General features: G+C 45.6%; 13 protein-coding genes, 1 pseudogene and 1 other annotated feature. Of the genes and pseudogenes, 8 read left to right on the forward strand and 6 right to left on the reverse strand.

The annotated features are described in order from the left end of the window. Positions 1–225: 225 nt before the first annotated feature. Positions 226–1,599, forward strand: coding sequence for a trypsin-like peptidase domain-containing protein (locus AC0TWI_RS08080; RefSeq protein ID WP_488125833.1), 1,374 nt, complete (start codon positions 226–228; stop codon positions 1,597–1,599). 35 nt (positions 1,600–1,634) lie between these two features. Here AC0TWI_RS08080 and AC0TWI_RS08085 read toward each other — a convergent pair whose 3' ends face one another. The 5 genes from AC0TWI_RS08085 to AC0TWI_RS08105 all read right to left on the reverse strand — a co-directional run bounded on the left by AC0TWI_RS08085 (position 1,635) and on the right by AC0TWI_RS08105 (position 6,777). Further along, positions 1,635–2,462, reverse strand: coding sequence for an energy-coupling factor transporter transmembrane component T family protein (locus AC0TWI_RS08085; protein ID WP_488125834.1), 828 nt, complete (start codon positions 2,460–2,462; stop codon positions 1,635–1,637). After that, entirely contained in the window at positions 2,453–4,159 is a 1,707-nt protein-coding gene (locus AC0TWI_RS08090) for an ABC transporter ATP-binding protein (protein WP_488125835.1), read from the reverse strand. The genes AC0TWI_RS08085 and AC0TWI_RS08090 overlap by 10 nt, the downstream gene beginning before the upstream one ends. A 15-nt stretch (positions 4,160–4,174) precedes the next feature. Further along, positions 4,175–4,747, reverse strand: a complete 573-nt coding sequence (locus AC0TWI_RS08095; protein ID WP_488125836.1) for an ECF-type riboflavin transporter substrate-binding protein — start codon at positions 4,745–4,747, stop codon at positions 4,175–4,177. A 22-nt stretch (positions 4,748–4,769) separates the two neighbouring features. Continuing rightward, positions 4,770–5,645 (reverse strand): SAM hydrolase/SAM-dependent halogenase family protein, encoded by an 876-nt coding sequence (locus AC0TWI_RS08100; protein ID WP_488125837.1) that lies wholly within the window; start codon positions 5,643–5,645, stop codon positions 4,770–4,772. A gap of 61 nt (positions 5,646–5,706) precedes the next feature. Then, positions 5,707–5,977, reverse strand: a binding site (T-box leader). Between the two features lie 137 nt (positions 5,978–6,114). Further along, positions 6,115–6,777: an HAD family hydrolase gene (locus tag AC0TWI_RS08105; protein ID WP_488125838.1), complete on the reverse strand. Its 663-nt coding sequence runs from the start codon at positions 6,775–6,777 to the stop codon at positions 6,115–6,117. A gap of 172 nt (positions 6,778–6,949) precedes the next feature. Here AC0TWI_RS08105 and AC0TWI_RS08110 point away from each other — a divergent pair, with 172 nt between their 5' ends. Beyond that, entirely contained in the window at positions 6,950–7,636 is a 687-nt protein-coding gene (locus AC0TWI_RS08110) for a copper homeostasis protein CutC (protein ID WP_488125839.1), read from the forward strand. A 41-nt stretch (positions 7,637–7,677) separates the two neighbouring features. Here AC0TWI_RS08110 and AC0TWI_RS08115 read toward each other — a convergent pair whose 3' ends face one another. Then, the gene (locus AC0TWI_RS08115) at positions 7,678–8,499 is read right to left on the reverse strand and encodes a MerR family transcriptional regulator (RefSeq protein WP_488125840.1); all 822 of its coding nucleotides are present in this window, start codon (positions 8,497–8,499) and stop codon (positions 7,678–7,680) included. A 116-nt stretch (positions 8,500–8,615) separates the two neighbouring features. On the opposite strand from AC0TWI_RS08115, the gene AC0TWI_RS08120 reads away from it, so the two are divergent. The 6 genes and pseudogenes from AC0TWI_RS08120 (at position 8,616) to AC0TWI_RS08145 (ending at position 21,065) form a co-directional block, all read left to right on the forward strand. Next, a complete protein-coding gene (locus tag AC0TWI_RS08120; protein WP_488125841.1) occupies positions 8,616–10,001 on the forward strand; it encodes an MATE family efflux transporter in 1,386 nt (461 codons plus the stop codon). Positions 10,002–10,388: 387 nt separating this feature from the next. Next, the gene (locus AC0TWI_RS08125) at positions 10,389–13,118 is read left to right on the forward strand and encodes an S-layer homology domain-containing protein (RefSeq protein WP_488125842.1); all 2,730 of its coding nucleotides are present in this window, start codon (positions 10,389–10,391) and stop codon (positions 13,116–13,118) included. A 339-nt stretch (positions 13,119–13,457) separates the two neighbouring features. After that, positions 13,458–16,226, forward strand: a complete 2,769-nt coding sequence (locus AC0TWI_RS08130; RefSeq protein WP_488125843.1) for an S-layer homology domain-containing protein — start codon at positions 13,458–13,460, stop codon at positions 16,224–16,226. A 269-nt stretch (positions 16,227–16,495) separates the two neighbouring features. After that, a pseudogene (locus tag AC0TWI_RS08135) lies at positions 16,496–17,065 on the forward strand (C39 family peptidase); the annotation flags it as partial. 409 nt (positions 17,066–17,474) lie between these two features. Beyond that, positions 17,475–18,911 carry a S8 family peptidase gene (locus AC0TWI_RS08140; RefSeq protein WP_488125844.1) on the forward strand — a complete coding sequence of 479 codons (1,437 nt, stop codon included), beginning with the start codon at positions 17,475–17,477 and terminating at the stop codon, positions 18,909–18,911. A gap of 141 nt (positions 18,912–19,052) precedes the next feature. Further along, positions 19,053–21,065 (forward strand): S-layer homology domain-containing protein, encoded by a 2,013-nt coding sequence (locus tag AC0TWI_RS08145; RefSeq protein ID WP_488125845.1) that lies wholly within the window; start codon positions 19,053–19,055, stop codon positions 21,063–21,065. Positions 21,066–21,475: the final 410 nt, after the last annotated feature.

Consider the following 21,475-nt stretch of genomic DNA (forward strand, 5'->3'; position numbering starts at 1 on the left):
GCTATTTGACATAGAGATGGATAGACACTGGAAGAAAAGCAGTTTCGAAATTTTGCGGTGTCAAAGAGATGCATAGGCACGTGAAGAAAGCCAAATCTCATATCTTCCGGTGTCAATGTCCGGCAGCTTACACAATCCGCAGTTACTGTTCATCTCCCAAAATCTTCAATTTACTAGTTAAAAAGTCCTGCTATCTGCCGATATAAGCAGAAAGGGGGCGGGGGGATGTATTGTTCAAAGTGCGGCGCTCAGAATCAGAAGGCCGATCGATATTGCGGTAAATGCGGAGAGCCGATCGGCGTACATAAGCAAGAAGGGAAGAGTTTCGGAGTAATCGTCACCATCTGCAGTTTAATAGCATTGCTGACTTTTGCCGGACTGGGCACCTTCCTATACATAGATGGACAGAAGAAACAGGCCGAGCCGATAAAAGCGGCAGTGCAGCCGATAAAGAAAGAGGTTGCTGAGCGTCCGGCAGAAAAGAAGGAAACTCCCGAACTGACGAAGGATAAAAAGACGATTATCCAAGAGTCCCAGGGAAAAGTGTATACAATTTTCACAGAGGAAGCGCAAGGATCCGGATTTTTATTTGACCAGCAAGGGCATGTTGCGACAAACGCCCACGTTGTTGCCGGATATACGGATGTCACGGTAAGAACAAGCCAGGGCGAAAATTTGTCCGGTAAGGTGATCGGCTTATCGGATCAAGTGGATATTGCACTTATCCAAGTTGATGCACTTGCGGGCCAGGCTGCTTTGCCGATTGAGAACACGGAAACAGCGGTCGGAACAGAGGTTATCGCTCTCGGCAGTCCGCGAGGCCTGGAAAACACGGCATCGATCGGCTATTTGACAGGAGCCCACCGCGAGTTTGATGCAGAGTACCATTATAAAAATGCCTATCAGCTTGATGCGCAGGTTTCGCCGGGAAGTAGTGGCGGCCCGCTGCTTGACGCCCAATCAGGTAAGGTGATTGGCATCAATTCGGCGGTGCTGACCGCAGACCAGACAATCGCCTTCTCAATTCCACTTTATACGGTGAGCTCCCAGTTGGAAGCATGGGCGGCCAATCCGATGTCACCTGAAGAACTGTACGGGTCTTTCTATTACTATGAAGAGCATCCGGACTATTGGCAAGACGGTGGTATGTACGAGGAAGAGGATTATGGGGAAGACTATGACTGGCAAGAGCCGTATGATTCGTATCCTTATGAAGAGGAAAATGTGGAGATGGATGATGATTCCGAAGTGGATGCGCTCGAGGCGTATGTACTGGACTTCTTGGATAACTTTGATTTGGCAAATCGGGATCGGAATTCATCTTATGTTGACAGCTACTATAGTATGGACAGTGAGGCGGCCCCTTTTTTTGATGCCTTTTTCCAAAGGGTGATGGATGAACAGTATTCATTCATAAACCGCTATATTTCCGATATCGTTTACTATGGGGACGAAGCGGAAGTCACACTGGAGGAATCTTATTCTTTCACTGATGCATTTGGTACGGAGGAGTATTTCGATGAGCAATGGGTCATCACAATCCAAACCGTTCAAAACGAAGAATTTACAATCAAGAAGATTGAGACGCAGTCCAACTGAGAAAGCTGCCTCGGCAATTCGGCCGAGGCAGCTTTTTAAAATGGATTATAAAAACGGCTGCTGTCCCAAAACGTGATCGTCAATGCCGTGACAAATAATAGGCAGAACACGGCGAGCGTGAGGATGTCCCGCCGAGCAAAAGGTTTGCCGCTGTACCATGTACGTTTCTTGTTTTTGCCGAAGCCCCTTAACTCCATTGCGTTGGAAATGACCTCAATCCGTTCGAGGCTCGACAGGATGAGCGGGATGATAATCGAACCTGCATTGCGGAGCCGCTTTGATAGTTTTTCCTTCCGTGACATGTCGATGCCTCTCGCTTGCTGAGAGATTGCAATCGTGCGGAAATCCCGCTGGATGTCCGGTATGTATCGAAGTGCGAGCGCAACAGCATAGGAGATGCGGTAGCTGATGCCGATCCGGCTCATCGATGCGGCAAATTCACTCGGATGGGTTGTGACAATGAACAATAGCGCTGCTGGAATGACTGTTAAGTACTTTAAAGTGATATTGAACTGGTAAAATAGTTGTTCCCACGTCAGATTGTAGCGTCCGGCGATTTCAAATAGAATATGGCTTGTCCCATAAATTTTGACGCCTTCCTGCGGTGAGAATAAATAAATTGCGAGATTGTTTAGCAGAAGAAAGGCCAAAATGAAAAACAGAACGAAAGCCACATCCCGAATCTTAATACGCGATACCTTGAAAATGGCCAGGCTTGCGGCAAACATGAAGAGGAGTACCCGGGTATCGTACGTAAGCATGGCGGCTGTTGACCAAAGGAGAAAACAGATCAGCTTGGTCACTCCATTCAATCGATGAACCGGTGACGGCCGTTCAATATAGGAAAGCATTTCTACTGCCATGTTTTTCTCGCCTCCTTGTCGAAGGCGATAAACCGCCGGGCAAAATCATTGGCATCATCCACTCCGGCAAGCTGGGCCAGGTGGTATAGAGATGTTTCTTTCAGATTAGCCCTGGCGGAGATGGCCGGATTTGTTAAAATGGCCGCAGAAGCATCATCAGCAATCTTTTCTCCATCTGCAATGACAATTGCCCTTGGCGTGTATTCGAGCATAAGGTGCATATCATGGGTGATGAGGAGGATGGTGATGCCGCGCTGGTTCAATTTGGAAAGAAAATCCATAATCTCCGTGTAATGTCGGAAATCCTGGCCCGCTGTCGGTTCATCCAAAATGAGCAGCTCCGGTTCTAAGACGAGGATGGAGGCAATCGTCACCCGTTTTTTTTGGCCGAAACTGAGCGCGGAAATCGGCCAATTTCGATACGGGTAAAGACCACAGATCGTCAGTGTTTTTCCCACTCTCTCCTTTATTTCTGCCTCAGGCACGCCTCTCATGACAAGCCCGAGGGCGACCTCATCATAAATCAGATGTTTTGAAATCATCTGATTTGGATTTTGCATGACAAGCCCGATTTTTTCCGCCCGTTCTTTGATCGTATCGCCGCTAATATCCCGGCCGCCAAGAAAGATTTGGCCAGAATCAGGTTGTACAAAGCCGCAGATCAATTTAGACAAGGTCGATTTTCCAGCGCCGTTTTTCCCTGCGATGCTCACCATTTCCCCCTTCTGTACAGAAAAAGAAACATCTTTGATCGTTTCTTTGCCGTCTCCATAGCTGAAGCGGACATGTGCCAGTTCCAGCACCGTTTCTTTTTCCGGCTCCGGATAGGGGAGTCGGACGCTTTCATACCAGTTCCGTATCGTTTCCTTATAGGGAGAAAAGGATGGGAGAGAGGACGGCTGCATCTCCGCCGTAACCTCGATCCCTGCATATTTTGCCGCTTTCACGTAAAGCGGTTCCCTAATATGGCATGTTTCCAATACCGATGAGGCAAGCAGTTCATCCGGGGAACAATCGGCGGCCACTCTGCCTTCGTCCATTACAATCACCCGGTCGACCGGATATTCCAGCACATCTTCAAGCCGATGTTCGATGATGACGACTGTTTTTCCCGTTTCCTTTTGGATATGATCAATCAAAGAAATCGCATGCTTGCCTGTGGCCGGATCAAGATTGGCAAGCGGTTCATCGAATAAAAGGATGTCGACCTCATCAACGATGACGCCCGCCACCGAAACCCGCTGCTTTTGCCCGCCGGACAATGCATACAGGGAGGAGCCAAGATGGCTTTCAATGTCGACCATCCCGGCTGCCTCTCTGACAATCGAATGCATCTCATCATAAGGCCGGCAGTCATTTTCAAGGGCAAAGGCAATATCCTCGCCAACGGTCAGCCCAATAAATTGGCCGTCCGGATCCTGAAGCACCGTTCCAATCGTCTTCGACCGGGAAAATATATCGGATTCTTTTGTGTCGTAGCCATTAATGAGAAGTTTGCCTGTTGTCGCACCCTTATAGGAGAAGGGGATCAGCCCATTCAGGCAATGTCCGATCGTGCTTTTGCCTGATCCGGAAGGTCCTGCAATAAGCACCTTTTCCCCTTCATAAATCGTGAAATTGATATTATGCAGCGTCGGTTCTGCCTGGCTTTGATATTGAAAGCTGTAGTTGATAAATTGGATGACAGGCTTTTTCATCTCTATCTCCTTTTGCTAAAATCGCTGTCCTGGCTCTTTCTCCACTTTGAGGCTGCCTTCCTTGACACGGGTTTTCGCATACGCGGCAAGCAAGATTGTACCTATGATCCCGACTGTGACAATATTGGCGACGCCGGCAATGGCACCTTGGGTATACACTTTATTTGCGGGTTCTGCATAAATCAGTACATCAAGAGATGGGGCCAGCAGGAACCAGCCTACTGCCTGGGCCAAGGCCTGATAGATATTGAAGGTGATGATCTTACTATTGTTGAAATTCCCTTTTTCAATCGAGATTCTTTTTGCCGCTAATCCGATCACGAGGCCGACAAAGCCGGACACGAGGACCCAGCTCCACCAAATCGATCCATAAAAGATAAGGTCTTTCAGCGCATGGCCGATCAAGCCGATCAGCGCTCCGGCAATCGGCCCGAAAATGACCGACATCAATGCAAGAAATCCATACGATGTCTCGATCGTTGTGTTTGGAAAACCGGTCGGGATGGAAGCAAACCGACCGAGAATCGTAAACACGGCAGCCCCAATTCCGATTGCAACAATGGTTTTGATGGATAATTGCCTTTTCATTTGAACTCCCCCTTTTTAATGATCATGATTCCTTCTCTTTATTATAGATTACTTTCGGAATCTTTCGAATACAAATTTTCCAATTAGCCCCGGTTTCGATATGATAGGCATTCGCGAAGGAACCTTGATTGATGGCGACGCCGATCTTATCCAATGAGTTGATGTAGAGAAGCGGCTCGCCAAGGTGGCTGTCGGCAAAAGAGCGGCCGTATGTCATGATGTTTTTATACACTTGCCTTGTTTCATTTTGGATGGTCACTTCAAACGAATCTCCGTATTTGATCTGTAAGTCATTGAACAAAGTTCGGTCAATATTCGTCCAAAGGTTTCCGAAACGAACGTCGAGAATATCAATGTTGCCGGTAACGGAATCTTCTTCAATAGCTGCATCGACTTTTGCGAGTGTTACGATTGAGTCGGCGGGATACGATGGACCGACTTCCTCAAAGGTAATAAGACCCGATGCTAGCTTGGCAGCCGTAAATGCATAAACGTCGCGGCCATGGAAGGTGTAAGATTCGCCTGATTTCGGCAGGCGGTGGACCGTCTCATCAATAATCCGCACCTCGGCGATGCCGATATCATCGTCAATATGGGTAAGCGTACCGTTGTCTGGTGTTACAATAAACTGGCCGTCCTTCGTTTTGGCGACGACACTATTCCGGTCTGATCCGACTCCGGGATCGACGACCGAGACAAACACCGTTCCTTCGGGCCAATAGGAGACCGTCTGGTACAGTCGGTAGGATGCTTCCCAAATATTATATGGCGGGATCTCATGGGTAAGGTCAAAAATCCGGAGAGACGGATCGACCGAAATGGCGACCCCGTACATTGCGCTGACCGCCCCGTCACACGTGCCGAAATCTGTCTGAATTACTACTCTGCTTGTTGTCATTTTTTACTCTCCTCCATTTATCTTGAATAAAAACAAAAACCGCGCCCCTATCGAAACAAACGATAAGGGCGCGGTTTATTCCGCGCGGTACCACCTTACTTTGCTGCCTGCTCACGCAAAACAGCCTCTGCAAGTACTCAGGCTGTAAAGATGCCCTTCATACTGTGGTATGGATAACGAGTACCAAATCTCGCCGCAGCCTAAACATCCGGATGGACTTTCGGTGCAGGACTCGGAGGCCATTGTTCAGATCATGTTCTTTGCTTCTTTTCAGCTGCCGAAGCTCTCTGTGGAAAGACATCAATCCTACTTCTTCTCTTCATCGTCTTTGATTGTTGCTTATGTGATTAAACATGATTATAAACGCTGTATTCTGAAAAAACAAGAGGGAAAACCGAAAATTCATAATGTGAAGTTTTTTTAGGTAAAAAAATCAGCGATACCGTTATAATGGCCCGCTGATCGAAAATCATGCTTTCAAATATGGTTTTTCCAAATAATCTTCAATGTTAAAATCTGCATACGAGTGCAGCAGATGGCCCTTTTCATGGAAAGTGAGCGAGCGCGTTACATCATTGGGGATGATCAGGCATTGGATACCTGCATTGATGGCAGCAATCGATCCATTATAGGAATCCTCGATCGCCAAGGCTTCATGGGCCTCGATGCCAAGTTTCTCCAATGTCTTCACATAAAGTGCCGGATCAGGCTTGACCTCTTCCACGTCCTCAGCAGTACAGATGATCGAGAAGCAATCAGCCAGCCCGTGGATGGATAGAAAATCAAGCACCCATTCCCGCTTCGAACTGCTGGCTACGGCCAGTTCGACTCCATGCCGCTTGATGTTTTTCAGGCTCTCTAAAAAACCGTCGCGTAGAACAAGCTGGTCTTTGATCTTGGCAAAATGAGCTTCCACCTGGGTCATAAACACATCTCGATCCATCGGAAATTCAAGTGACTCGTCTATAAAATCAAAAAGGGCGCCGTCCGTTGTCCCGACAACCTTTACAAACTCATCCAGAGTAAGGTCAAATCCGTGCTTTTCTTTGAGAACTAGCTGATAGATATCAAACCATGCCGACTCTGTGTCGATAATCGTTCCGTCAAAGTCAAAAATCACTGCTTTAATCAAGGGTTTTCACCTTTTTCTTTGTATTCTCCAAAAAGGGTAAGCTCCTGCCATTATAGGGTCAGAAGGCCCATTCCGTCAATGAATCGGGCAAAAACAATCTATTAATAATGGTCTTTTAGGAAGAAATATGTTTTGATGGATATGGTAACAATACGAGCGGAGGTTTACTATTATGAAATTGGAAGTCATTGCTGCAACGATCGAGGACATTCATGCAGCCAACGAGCATGGGGCAGATCGTATCGAACTTTGTATGGGTATGGATGAAGGGGGACTGACCCCGAGCTATGGATTTATCAAGAAAGCGGTCGAGGCTTCGCGCATCCCGGTTTATGTCATGATCCGGCCTCACAGCCAGTCTTTTCATTACAGTGATGAGGACATTGATCTTATGATCGAGGACATCAAAGTCTGCCGTCAGCTTGGAGCAGGCGGAATTGTGTTGGGAGCCCTTACGGAAGAAGGGGATGTCGACGAAAAAGCGATCAGCAGGCTTGTTGGAGAGGCAGAAGGATTGGATATCACGTTTCACCGGGCGATCGACTCCTCAAGAGACCCAGTGGGCGTTGTGAAATCAGTGGCCAAGTTCAAACAGATCACCCGGATTTTGACGGCAGGTGGACAGATCGGAGCACCAAAGTCGATCCCAGAATTGAAGACGTTAATGGAAGCCGCTGAAAATACGCATATCACCATTATGCCAGGCACCGGAATTGACCCCGAGAACGTCCAGCCGCTATTGGATGAGCTGAAGCCTCAAGAGATTCATGTTGGCACAGGTGTCCGGTTCGGCAGAACATTTATGTCGCCGATTGATCCGGAGAAAGTACAGGAAATGAAAAAAGTGATTGGCCAATAAACACGTTAATTGGAAAATGTAGAAGAAAAGGGGCGGGCTGCTTACTTTTCTTCTATTTGTATCATGATTTTTGTGACATAATTGTCTGCCCCGCTTACACTTACCTCATCAATTACATACTCCTCGAAGCTATCACCGCAAATGCGATAGCCTTCCGAACTCAAATAAACCTTCATCTTTTCATATGTTTCTTGAACCGTGACATAACTTCCTTTATGGTAGCCAACGACATAGGTTCCAGCTTTTTTGATAGTAGGCTTTTCTACAGCGGATGGATCCACCCGCATATAAAAATGTGAATAATTCCAATAAGCTGCTTCCTCTACTTGTTCTTGACGGATCAAACCTCCAATAGGATAGCCAGTATCCAATTCTTTCCGCTTTGTATATTTGATAAATTTCATAATCGATCTCGTAAACTCTTTATCCGAGCAGTTTAAAATGTTCTCACTTAGTACAAAGCATTCTGCTTTCATCGATTCAATTGTAATTTCATCAAAATCCAACCGCAATGCCGCCTCTATTTGCCTTTTCTTATTTTGGATAATTTGCTGTGTCCGCTGCAATTTCTCAATTTTCCTTTGCATCATTGCTTCTTTTTCCGTTAATAATTCAATCGTTTCATTAGGGGTTTTAAAATGCAAAAACTCCTTGATTTCAGCTAAAGACATACCAATTTCTTTTAGCATATCAATTACATTGAAAACCTCCGCTTGTTGAACGGAATAATAGCGGTACCCATTTTCCTTTTTATGCTCAGGTTTTAAAAGGCCGATATCGTCATAATGAAACAGTGTTTGTTTTTTCACATTGCATATATCCGCAAATTCCCCAGTTGTTAAAAACTTTTTTGCAGTGTCCATTTTTTCGCCACCTTGCTCTTGACTATCCGGTAACCGGATACTTTATCATCTTAGCATAGAAAGACTTATTTAAACGGAGCAGACTTCTAAGAATATGAACTTTAGGTGGTATATGTATGGTGAAAAGCAATCATTCGTTGATGCAAACGATGGAACCCCGTCAATTATTTATGAAATATTTAATTCCTTCCTTATTCGGAATGGTATTAATGGCCATAAATATTTTGATCGACGGTCTCTTCGTCAGTCATGGCGTTGGTGAAAAGGGATTGGCAGGTGTAAACATCGCCGTTCCGATTTACTCGGTCATTTTATCGGTATCTTTATGGATTGGCATGGGGGGCGCCACACTGTATTCCATTGCACATGGTCAAAAGGACCAGCATCGTGCAAAAGAAATCTTTACTCATTCGATTTTGCTGGGGATTGTGACAACAGGGGTAATCATTGCACTTTGTCTCTTATTCGAAGAGCCGCTTGCTTACTTGTTTGGAGCAAATGATTTGATCATTTCCTATGTAGAGGGATATCTGCACATTATTCTTTTGTTTGGGATCGTCTTTGTAATCGAAAATATTTTAAGCATCTTTATTCGGAACGACGGGAATCCTATGCTCGCCATGGCAGGATTAATCGTGACATCCCTCGTGAATATCCTGTTGAACTACCTGTTTATTTTCGTTTTCGGATGGGGAGTGAAAGGGGCTGCTTATGCAACGGTCCTCGGTGCCTTTACAGGAATTCTCGTTTTGCTTACTCACTTTTTAACGAAGAAAAAACAATTAGGGCTTGTCCCTTTACAGCTTGATTTTTCGTTGCTCGGAAAAATATTTAAGATTGGTTTCCCCAGTTTTATCGTGGAGGCTTCTACGGCAGTGATGATGGTTGCCTTTAACATTACATTTAGCCACTACGTCGGGGAGACGGGAATTGTCGCCTATGCAGTTGTCAATTATATGCATACGGTGTTTCTTATGCTTTTTATCGGGATTGGAGCAGCCCTTCAACCGATTGCAAGTTACCATTATGGTGCGAAACTCTACCAACGGATGAAGCAATTTATCAGAATTGCGATCTTCGCAGGACTGATTTTGGGAGCAGCTGTATTTACTGTTGGACTCGTTGGAAAAGGGCTGATCATCGACCTATTCGGAGTGGAGATTCCGGAAATCGTCGACTTTACGAAAATCGGGATTGTTTACTTTTTTGCAGGGTACCTCTTTTTGGGAATTAATATGGTCTTTCTGGAGTTTTATCAATCAATAGGGAAAATCGGGAATGCAACATTGATTATTTGCAGCCGCAGTTTTATCCTATTTATCCCTTTGCTTTGGCTCCTGCCAAGTGTCTTCGGTTCTAATGCCATTTGGCTTGTCTTCCCGGCAGCCGAGGGATTGACAGTGTTTTTCATTTACATGGCACTGAAACTAAAATGGATCGAGCTTGTTCCTATAGAAGAGACAGAGTCATCCGGAAAGATAGGTGAAGTAATGCCTAGGTAGCGGGCAGAATGATGCGGCAACAAGTGTCCTGGTTTTTCTTGTGAAGTCCAGATATGGATGTAGATAGGGAAAAATCTAGATAATTTACTTTGCACTCTATCAGTTTCTTCATCTATATAGAGTGCCTTTTTTATAATCTAACTGGAAAATAGATACAGCCCTCCCACTGTTTTCATCGTTACAAACCTGTGATCTTGGATTATTATTATTGATGGGAAGCGTTGGTAGCATACTCCGGAATCGGTTCCCCTACATAATTTTTCTTTTGAAGGATTTTACTTCATTCTCTTATGAATGGTAATATCCTGGGAAATTACGGTTTCGGATAGGTTCCAAGTTTCTTTTCAGGCCAGATTTTATGAATCACAAATAGGGGGAAATTCCAGAATGGCAAAATCTAATTCTTCACGTAAATTCATCATCGCATCTGCAAGCACAGCGCTTGTTGCAGCTGCAGTAGCACCTGCAGTTGGAGCCGCTAGCCAATTCTCTGATGTGAAAGCAGATTCTATTTATGCACAACCAGTTGAGGCACTTGTCAATGCAGGCGTCATCAATGGCTTCCCTGATGGAAAATTCCACACAGGCGCATCCGTAACACGCGCAGAAGCTTCGAAAATGATCTCTGTTATTCGTGGGTTGGATACAAAAAACGCACCAGCTACTCCTTTCTCTGACGTAAAAGAAGGCGCTTGGTACGCTGAATATATTAATGCTTTGTACAATGCTGAACTGATCGACGGCCTGCCAGGGGGAACTTTCGGCCCGAACGAAACACTGACTCGCGCCCAATTCGCAAAAATGGTAGTTGAAGCATACGGCCTTGAAATCGAAGACACAAACCTTCCTTTCAACGACGTAAAAGAAGGCGCATGGTACACACCATATATCAAAACTTTGTACAAAAACGGCTTGATTAAAGGTGTAACTGCTGCAACATTTGCACCAAACAACAACATCAAGCGCGGCGACTTCGCCCTTCTTCTGAACGACACAAACGTGAAATTCGGCCAAGAAGCGACTATTTCTGAAATCGCAGCAATTGATGACATCACAATCGACGAAGGCACAGAAGCTGTCCTTCCTAAAACAGTAAAAGCAAAAATGTCCGACGACACAACGAAAGAAGTTGCCGTTAAATGGGACACAACTAAACTCGATACAAACAAACCAGGCACATACACAGTAACTGGAGAAGTTGAAGGCACTGAGCTTACTGCTTCTGTTAAGGTGATTGTGAAGGAAGTTGCGCCTGTAGTTGTTGGAGTTGAAGCTGTGAATGCTACTCAGGTAGAGGTTAAGTTTAATAAAGCTGTAGATCCGAAATCCGTGTTTGCAGATGGAAAAAGCGGTGCATTTAAAGCAACTGTATCGTTCACTTCCCTTGAAAAACCTGCAGTAGCTTCCGGTACATTATCTGGAAAGCTTTCTGAAGATGGAAAAACACTTACAGTAACGGCTCAAAATCCACTTTCAAAGCGTTATGACGTTGTTGTTGACGGTATAAAAACGGTTGACAATAAAGCCGTCGCTAAGTATGAAGAAATGATTACTATTGCAGCTGATGAAAAAGCACCAACGATTCTTGGTACTGAGCAAATCTCTGCAAACAAGGTGAAAATTAACTTCTCGGAACCAGTAAAAGCTCATACAACAGCAACTTTGAAATATGCTGATGGAGAAACTGTAAACGGTGCTTCTGTTACTGTTGCTGCTGGCGCAACGTCTGTAATTGTAGACCTTTCTGCTAATACAGTAGATGTTAATAAAGCTATTACAGTTACATTCATTGGCCTTCAAGATCAAGCTGGTAATCTTATTACTCCAAATCCTGCAACTGTTACCATTACAAAGCAACAAGTGGATGGAGTAAAACCAACAGTTGCTTCAGTCACACAAACAGGTGCTAAGACATTCAATGTCAAATTTACCAAAGATCTAGCTGGTGCCCCTTCAGTTACAGTCAGCAACTATGTAGTGGATTCCATTAAAAAGGTATCTGACAGCGAATATGAAGTAACTGTTCAAACAAATCTAAAAGGTGTCCAAAATGTAGTGGTTGCTGCTGGATATACAGATCTAGCTGATCAAGCTGGAGAAGCGGTAACGAAGGTTGTTACTTTTGCCGAAGATGCTGTAGCTCCAAAAGCTACTTCTGTAAAAACAGTAACAGTTGACGGTGTTGAATACTTGGAGTTGACTTTCGATAAGGAAGTTACAGAAGGAAATATCACAGTAAGCGGATCCTACACTAAGGATTATGTAACTGTTCCTGTTGCTTCAAAAACAGTAGCGGTCACATACGCATCTGCTTCGGATAAAAAAGTCGTACGCACACCACTTAGCGGATTTGCTACAGCAGAAGGTGGCGCATATAAGGTAGATGTAACTTCTGCAACAGTAGGAAGCCTTTCAGGCGTGGCTTTTGAAAAGACTGCAGCAACGTTTACTCGCGGTAAAGATGTAGCAGCCAACACAACAAAACTAGCAGCTCCAGCTATCACACAAACTAGCAATGATACAGTAACTGTTACATTTACTGGGGAAGTTGATGGTGCTTCTGCTACTGACATTTCAAACTATACAGTTGACGGCGCTGTAATTGAAAAGGCTGAATTAGAAGCATACGGCAAGACTGCAAAAGGAAAGCAAGTAGTGACGCTTACTTTGAAGGAAGATTCGAATGCATTTACCGGTAACAGAAACATTACTGTTCAAAATGTAAAAGCGCTAGGCTCTTCTGTGACAATGGATAAGTTCACTGTGAATACAGTATCATTGACTGAAAATGTCCGTCCTACTGTTACAAAAGCGGTTTTGACAGCGAATAACGAAATTACACTTACCTTCTCTGAAGCTGTTTCAAATGTTAATGATACAGCTGGCAAGGACTTTGACCTATTCATCGGCGGAACAAAAGCTGCTGATTTGGCTCTAACAGCCGAGACTGTAGCAACTTCTTCGGAAAAAAATACACTCGTATTGACGATTACTGGAGGCCAGCTTTCAGCTGCTGACCTAGCAAATGGTTTGTCCGTTAAACCTGCCACTACCATCAATGTAGTCGATTCCGTAAGCAATGCATTGAATTTTGAGTCTATCAATGTAGCTCAATAATAAATTATTTGTAACAAGTCATAGCTCTCCGGCAATTGCCGGAGAGCTATTTTTGTAGAGATATATATCTGCCCTGATAGCGTCTGTAATATCACAAAATTTTTACAAATACATTAACATTTCCGTTCAGAAATGAAAAAATTGAATTCAAATCTTAGCAAATCCCGCATGGCTGCGCATATATAGCAACTTCTCCAAGATATTCTTCATATGTTTTGTCTTTTCCATAGAGGGTACACACACCAGTGGACATGTTATGAATCTAGATGATACATAGCATGTGTCGCAGTAATCCGTCAGGTAGTATAGATTAGCATATTAAGGGAGGAAATTTTCAACATGGCAAAATCCAAAACAACACGCAAGTATCTTATCGCATCGGCCAGCACTGCGCTCGTCGCGGCTGCAGTCGCACCAGCAGTTGGAGCAGCTAGTGAATTTCCTGATGTTCCAAGCACAAACTTTTACTATGACGCCATTCAATCCCTGTCCAATCAGGGAGTCGTAACGGGGTACCCTGATGGAAGCTTCCATATCGGAAAATCTGTAACACGTGCAGAAGCATCGAAAATGGTATCGGAAATCCGCGGTTTGAAAAAAACAAGTCCAGCCGCACCATTCAAGGATTTGAAATCCGGTGCTTGGTACAATGAATACATCAATGCCCTGTATAATGAAGGTTTGATAGAAGGTCTTCCGGGTGGAACATTTGGCCCTAATCAAACACTAACGCGCGCTCAATTTGCGAAGATGGTCGTGGACGCGTATGACCTTAAATTGGAGAACGATGTAAAACTGCCTTTCAAGGATGTTAAAGACAATGCATGGTATACCCCATATATCAAAACGCTTTATGCAAACAAATTGATCACAGGAGTAAGCGCAGACACGTTTGCACCTGGAAACAATATCAAGCGAGGCGACTTTGCCCTCCTGCTCTACCGGGCAAATGGAGATCTGAGCGCAGAACCGGTCATCAAACAAATCTCTGCCCTCGATGACATCAAAATTGAGGAAGGAACAGAGGCCAAACTTCCTGAAACGGTAAAAGTGATGATGTCCGACGACACAACGAAAGACGTACCGGTCAAATGGGATACGTCCAAACTGGATACCGCAAAACCTGGCACGTACAAACTCACCGGAACCGTTGAAGGCACGGATCTGACGGCGAATGTGAATGTTGTAGTGAATGCGGTTGATTTGAGAGTGGTTGGAGTAGATGGCTTGAATGCGACTCAAGTTGAAGTGAAATTCAACAAAGCGGTAGACAAGTCTTCCCTTTTTACCGATGGAAACAGCGGGGCATTCAAAGCCACGGGCGATACTACTGTAGTTGCCTTGAAATCATTGGATGGCAATAATTCCGGCAACCTGACAGGCATGCTATCCAAGGATGGAAAAACATTGACTGTCACTGCAGCAAATCCATTATCGAAACGCTACGATGTAATCGTAAATAACTTGAAAGCTGCCGACGGAAAAGGCTTCACCAATTACAATGAGATGGTGACACTGGCTGCGGATAACACACCGCCTGCCATTTTAAAAACAGAAAGGGTGACAGCGAGCAGCTTTAAAGTATTGTTCTCGGAACCAATCAAGAGTCTTGGTACGGTGACGTATAAGCTGACTGATGGTACGACTGTCGCAGGCTCAGGCAATGGGGTTACAAATAACTTCACGGCAGGTGCCACAGAAGTTACTTTTACAATCGGTTCAGATGTTGCGGCCAACAAAGATGTAGTAGCAACATTTGTCGGCACTCAGGATCAGGCTGGAAACTTGATTTCACCAAATCCATCAACAGTGACTTTCCAAAAAGGCGACAAAGATGGGGTACCGCCGACAGTAGGAAACATTACGCAAACAGGGGCCACTACATTTGCGGTTAAGTTTTCTGAAGAGTTGATTGCAGCTCCAACTATTTCAATAAATGGAACAGATGTTGCTGCACCTTCTGTTGCGAAGGATGTTAATGATCCAACAATCTACAACGTGACGGCCCCTGACGTATTGGACGGTGTTGCCACTGTAGCAGTCAAGAGTTTCACGGATCTAAGCGGAGAAGCAGGCAAAGACTTCAGCAAAGTTGTGACATTTGTGAAGGACACAGCTGCCCCTAAAGTGACCAACAGCAAGGTGGTCCGCGACAGTGCCAATGGCAAAGAGTATCTGGAACTTACTTTTGATAAAGATGTAACGGTAAAAGATAGCTCAACCGTTTCGGCTGCGGGTACGTACGTAGACAACTATGTTACTAAGAACTTTGCCGCTCAAAGCGCACCTGTACTTGTGAGCAACACCAATGACAAAAAATTAGTTCGTGTTGATTTGTCCACTCTGCTCGCAAACCAAAATGCTGAAAATGCAAGTTACTCTCTAAATCTAACATTTAGCAACCTAGCCAGCACGGCAAACGTAGATGCAGGAAACTCCAGCGTTACATTTACCCGCGGAAAAGATTCGACGCCGGATACAGGCGCTGTTGTTGGCATAAGCAAGGTAGTACAGGGAGCGGATAATAACAAAGTCGAAGTCACATTTGATAAAGCTGTGGATGGAGAATCTGCGACAAATCCTAATAACTACAGGATCGATGGAGCTACGGTAAGCTCGGTCACTCTCAACCCTGCTGCAGGAGGGACCCAGGTAGCCGTTGTTAATTTGCAGCCGGGTACAAATACATTCACAGGTGTACGCAATATCAACATTAGCGGGATTAAAGCGAATGGTTCATCTAATGTTATGGAGCCTTACTTTACCAACTCTGTCCCACTAAATGAAAATGTAGCACCTACGGTGACGAATGCAAGGCTTTCTGCAACTAATCAAATCACACTGACGTTCAGCGAAGCTGTAACTAATGATGCGGGAGTAGATTTTAATCTCTATGCCGGCAATACAGATACCGGCAAGACAGTAACATTTACCACAGCAGCAGCTGGAGCAGCGCAATCTACCCTGACAGCAACCCTATCAGGCAATGTAACTGATGAAGAGTTAAATAAAGGGCTGAGCCTCAAGCCAGCCTCAACGATTGATATTAAGGATGTTGCCGGAAACCCGCTTTCTGTTCCGGACAACGGTATAGGTGTAACTCGATAATTTGTCTTTTGCCTCCTGACTTGTACAAGTCAGGAGGCTTTTTTCTCGTAAATCGGCATACTAAAAATAATTGCAGGATTTCCGCAGTTTTTGTCGAAAGTTATTTAGTAACCAAAGGAGGGGCATCTGTGCAGAGTATTGCTTTGTTTTTGGCGTTGACTGCGGTGAATGTTTCTGCTCAACCGTTTATGCCGGTTGAGGTGATGGCGGCTCAAGGAGGATCAGGCGTTCAGCTTTATTAGTCGCTGGAGAACGATAAGTCTGTTCGGTTGAATGTGCCGCTAATCAATCAAATGACCGCTCCGCGATTATATAATGGTTGTGAAGTGACAAGCTTGGCTATGGTTCTTAACTTTTATGGGGCAAATGTGACGAAGAATGAGCTGTCAGACAAGATTGCGCGTGTCCCGCTTGAATACGAAAACGGGTTAAAAGGCCATCCAAATGACGGGTTCGTCGGGAATATGGAGAATGGGCCTGGTTTGTCTGTATATCATAAGCCCATTTTTGAACTTGCAAAAAAATACGCTTCAGAAGTGGAGGACTTGACTGGTTCAAAGCCGGATGCCATTTATAGGGAATTGCGTGCAGGCCGTCCGGTTTGGGTTATTACGACGACAAATCTCACTCCGGTTTCCAGTTTTGAAAAGTGGAAAACAAAGCACGGGGAAATTTCTGTATCATATAATGTACATAGTGTGGCTGTAACTGGTTTCGACAAGGAATCCGTGTATGTAAATGATCCGTATGGCACGAAGGACCGCAAAGTGGATCGGGATAAGTTTGAAGAGGCATGGAAGCAGATGGGGAGCCAGGCGGTCGTTGTAAAAAAGCTATAGTCTTCAAAAGGCAAAATAAAAAAGACGCCGGTCCTGGGCCGGCGTCTGCGTTGCGGCGGATCACCACATGTTCACAGCATGCGTGCACGAGGCATGTGATCCGACTTATGCAATTAGCTCATCGCATTTGTAAATATAACATATAGACAAGAGAAAAGGAAGAGGTTTTTTCTGGGAAAGAGCCCGAGGGCATCCAATGTGCACGTAGGAGGGCCATTTCCTCGTAGCCACTTGCACAAAGATGGTCTCGTACTCACCCTCACTGCCTAATGTTCCTTCACCAAACCTTACGTGAAAATCCCTCAATAATCGATAAAAAGAGGCTGATTTAGCTATTCAACATGAGAAAAATCTTCCGATAATAGAAGTATCCTTCGGGATACACATCTAGAAAAGGAGTTTGATCTCATTGTTTAAGTCTATTGCCTCGATGCTCCTTGTTGCTTCAGCGCTCTTTTTTCCTCTGTCCGCCCTTGCGGAAGGACAAGAGGTCGAATACATTGTTAAATACTCTGGCGAGGTGCCCGATGCTCTTGTAAAAGAGGATACCGAGGACCTTTCCGATGTGAATATTGCGGTTGTAACTGCCGATAGTAAGGCCGAAGCGGCTAAACTGACTAAAAAACTGAATCAGGATGATTCGGTTGAATATATTGAGAAGCCGGTCGAACGGAGAGTTTCCGGAACAACGGTGAACGACCCATTTGCACCGCAGGAATGGCATCTTTCCTATTTGAATCTCGGTCAATTCTGGCAGACAGGTGCCCCAAATAAGACGGTTGTAGTGGCGGTCATTGACAGCGGGGTCTCTTCCTCCCATCCCGATTTGCAAGGGAAGATTGCGGCGGGCGGATACAACTTCCTCGACAACAGCCAAAACACTGAGGATACGTTCGGCCATGGCACATCTGTCAGCGGCGTCATCGCAGCCTCAACAAATAATGGAATCGGTGTAGCCGGAGTAGCTGGCCAGTTTCCTGTAAAAATTCTTCCATTGAAGGTTGTTGCAAATGATGGGAAGGGAAGTTCTGCTGATGTGATTCGGGCAATCGATTATGCCATCAGCAAAAATGTCGATGTCATCAACCTGAGCCTTGGAGCGGACCAGCCATCTGCTGCTGAAAAAGCGGCTGTCGATACAGCTGCCCAAAAAGGTATTTTAGTAGTAGCCTCTTCAGGGAACGACAACTCTCCCAACTATTTTTATCCCGCTTCCTATGAAAGTGCCGTTTCTGTCGGCTCTATTAATTCAAGTGGTATCGTTTCTTCTTTTTCCAACCATAACGATCAGGTGAACCTGACAGCACCCGGTGAAAATATTATTACAACCGGGCTTAGCGGGAAATATGTAAAAGCATCCGGAACCTCATTTGCTGCACCGGTCGTCTCGGGCACGGCAGCGGTGCTAAAAAGCATGCATCCTGAGTGGAGTGCCACCGAAATGAAAAGGTGGCTGTACCGCACGAGCACGGACAGAGGGACTTCTGGCCGTGATAACTGGTATGGGTACGGTGTAATCGCACCCGCAGCTTCTTCTGTTGCATTAAAAACCGAAGCGCTGCGAAAAACAGAGCCGACCAGCAAAGATAAAGTGTGGGACGTCAAATTCAATTTAAATATGGATGTTAAAAAACTGCAGACCGGAGACATTATCGTGCTTGATGACGAGGGAAGGCAGGTCGGAGCTACGCTTGCCCAAGGAACGGCCAAGTCGATTCGTGTCCTGCCGCCTCAAGGAGGGTACAAGCCCGGCCATCAATATGAAATTTACATCCGTTCAGGCATCCAGGCAGCCTCTGGAAAAAAACTGAGTTCACCATTGAGAATCCCATTTTCCGTTCAATAATCGACACAAAGCGCCCGTACGATACTGGAATCGCATGGGCGCTTTGTGTTTTCCTGTCAAATTGCCTATTGGTTTTACCAGTTTGCAAGTCTATAATGGATAGAGGCAAGTTTTTACAGCAAAGAGGAGGACTATTTTTTTATGAAACACTCAATTCTGAAGGTGCTGGCCATCGTCAATGTTGTTGTCCTGTCACTCGGAGGTTTGTTGTTAAGTACAACGTCCGCATCAGCAGCCACGGTAAATGAACATTTTAGAATATCCGGGGGCGTCGAATACAAAGATACGCGTCTTTCGTCATCATCCGTCAAGCAGGCAGTCCGAGTACTGCAAGTTAATGCGAATGATCCATACACGACTGTATCGGTCGGCTATCCTGGTGCATTGAACAAATTGGCGAAAACAACGACGACAGCTCTCGCCAATCACCGTCCCGGCCATCAGGTTGTCGGCGCGGTAAACGGAAATTTCTTCTTTGCGGGTTCACCAATGAACCTTGTATCGAAGGATAACCGCCTTGTCCATGCAGGGATTGTTCCTGTCGGCAAAGACAAGTTTGTTAACGAGCCGATAGCATTCGGCATCAATGCAAGCGGCAGCGGTCAGATTGACCATTATCAATTGAATATGAGTTTTGTACATAATGGTGCTACTTATAAGATTGACAGCACGAATAAGGAACGGGAACCGAATAACATCATTCTTTTCACTTCGAATTTCCCATCGGCAAACACAAAGACGAATGAGTGGGGAACTGAAGTGGCGGTTGTCATGGACACAGCCCCGACACTTGAATTCGGCTCCACTGTTACAGGGAAAGTACAAGCGATTAGAAAGCCGGGGAATACAACCCCTCTCGCCATTCCGAAAAATGGCTTTGTTTTATCGGGTAACGGAAAAGGCTCCGATACTTTAGCAAAAGTAAAGGCTGGAGAAGAAATATCTCTAACCGTTAATGTTGATGAAAAATGGAGAAACTCTTCTTTCATGCTTGCGAGCGGTCCAATGCTTGTCAAGGATGGACAAGTATCGATCACAATGGATACAAACAGCGCGAACGCAAAATACCGCGCTCCTCGTACAGCAGTTGCGATTGACAAGACAGGAAAACAGATTTTCCTCGTGACCGTTGACGGACGCCAGTCAGGCTACAGCAACGGTATGACTATCAAGGAGTTTGCAGAGTATCTGAAAGGAATGGGCGTATACCGTGCCTTGAACCTGGACGGCGGCGGCTCGACGACAATGGCGATCCGCTATCCGGGCCAGGACAAAGTCCAGCTTGTAAACCGTCCTTCTGACAAGACGGAGCGTGCGGTATCAGCAGTCTTGATGGCCGTTTCGACGGCTCCCGCCGGAGAACCAAAGACCCTCAATGTGAAAAAGTCAGCAGAAGGGGCAATCGGAATCGGCAAATCGATTCAAATTACACCAACCTATGTGCTCGACCAGTTTTACAACCCGATCAAAATTGCGGCATCAGACCTTGTGCTTGAGGACGTAAATGGCTTGGGCAAAGTCTCTGGCAATACATTCACAGCCGTGAAACCGGGTAAAGGTACCATCAAAGTGAAAGCGGGCCAGGCAACCGCAACAGTATCCATTGAGGTGACTGACAACACCCCGCCAATTTTTAAAGATGTACCGAAAGGATATTGGGCGGAAGGCAGCATCAAGACATTGGTCGACAAAAAAATCATCACCGGATATCCAGACGGTACCTTTAAGCCTGCAGCGACTATCAGCCGTCGCCATGCAGCCTTGATGATCACCCGGACACTCGGACTTGACACAGCAAACGTAAAAAATCCGGGCTTCACAGATGTCCCGACAAACGATAAGAACTATAAAGAAATTGCCGCAGCCGCTAATGCCGGGCTGCTCACAGGCAGAAGCGCGGGCAAGTTTGTACCGGAAGGTCAGATGTCCCGCGCCGAAATGGCAGTTATCCTGCAACGCGCATTCAACCTGCCGGCAGCAACAAAAAGCCACTTTCCTGATGTGCCAAAAGGACATTGGGCATACGACGCCATCAACGCAGTAGCAGAGGCCAACATCTCCTCAGGCTACCCAGATGGCACATTCGGTATGAACAAACAAGTAACAAGAGCAGAATTCAGCGCGTTCATCTATAACAGCTTGCAAAGGAAATAGAAAGGCAGAGAATGCCGTCTAGCGACGTACAGATTGGAAGGATTCTGACGAGATAAAGGAAACACGGCGACGCAGGAGCCGATGTTGACTTATCGTAGGAAGAATCCTGAAATCTGCTAGTCGCTGGCATTCGAAGCTGGACAGAGAAAAGCGGAGGGCGATTGATCAGGGGCGACAAGCGCTGGAGGAAAAGAGCGGGTGGATGATTTTCAATCCACCTGATCTTTTTCGAAGTGACCTCGAGCCCCTATCGCCCGCAGCTGGACAGAGAAAAGCGGAGGGCGATTGATCAGGGGCGACAAGCGCTGGAGGAAAAGAGCGGGTGGATGATTTTCAATCCACCTGATCTTTTTCGAAGCGACCTCGAGCCCCTATCGCCCGCAGCTAGACAAAGAAAAGCGGAGGCGCCT

It is taken from the genome of Lederbergia sp. B243.17 (assembly GCF_057657925.1).

Coding starts and splice junctions, on each gene's coding strand:
- AC0TWI_RS08090 (WP_488125835.1), bottom strand. CDS start 4,159: ATGAAAAAGCCTGTCATCCAATTTATCAACTACAGCTTTCAATATCAA.
- AC0TWI_RS08120 (WP_488125841.1), top strand. CDS start 8,616: ATGGTGAAAAGCAATCATTCGTTGATGCAAACGATGGAACCCCGTCAA.
- AC0TWI_RS08125 (WP_488125842.1), top strand. CDS start 10,389: ATGGCAAAATCTAATTCTTCACGTAAATTCATCATCGCATCTGCAAGC.
- AC0TWI_RS08080 (WP_488125833.1), top strand. CDS start 226: ATGTATTGTTCAAAGTGCGGCGCTCAGAATCAGAAGGCCGATCGATAT.
- AC0TWI_RS08100 (WP_488125837.1), bottom strand. CDS start 5,645: ATGACAACAAGCAGAGTAGTAATTCAGACAGATTTCGGCACGTGTGAC.
- AC0TWI_RS08095 (WP_488125836.1), bottom strand. CDS start 4,747: ATGAAAAGGCAATTATCCATCAAAACCATTGTTGCAATCGGAATTGGG.
- AC0TWI_RS08085 (WP_488125834.1), bottom strand. CDS start 2,462: ATGGCAGTAGAAATGCTTTCCTATATTGAACGGCCGTCACCGGTTCAT.
- AC0TWI_RS08130 (WP_488125843.1), top strand. CDS start 13,458: ATGGCAAAATCCAAAACAACACGCAAGTATCTTATCGCATCGGCCAGC.
- AC0TWI_RS08145 (WP_488125845.1), top strand. CDS start 19,053: ATGAAACACTCAATTCTGAAGGTGCTGGCCATCGTCAATGTTGTTGTC.
- AC0TWI_RS08115 (WP_488125840.1), bottom strand. CDS start 8,499: ATGGACACTGCAAAAAAGTTTTTAACAACTGGGGAATTTGCGGATATA.
- AC0TWI_RS08110 (WP_488125839.1), top strand. CDS start 6,950: ATGAAATTGGAAGTCATTGCTGCAACGATCGAGGACATTCATGCAGCC.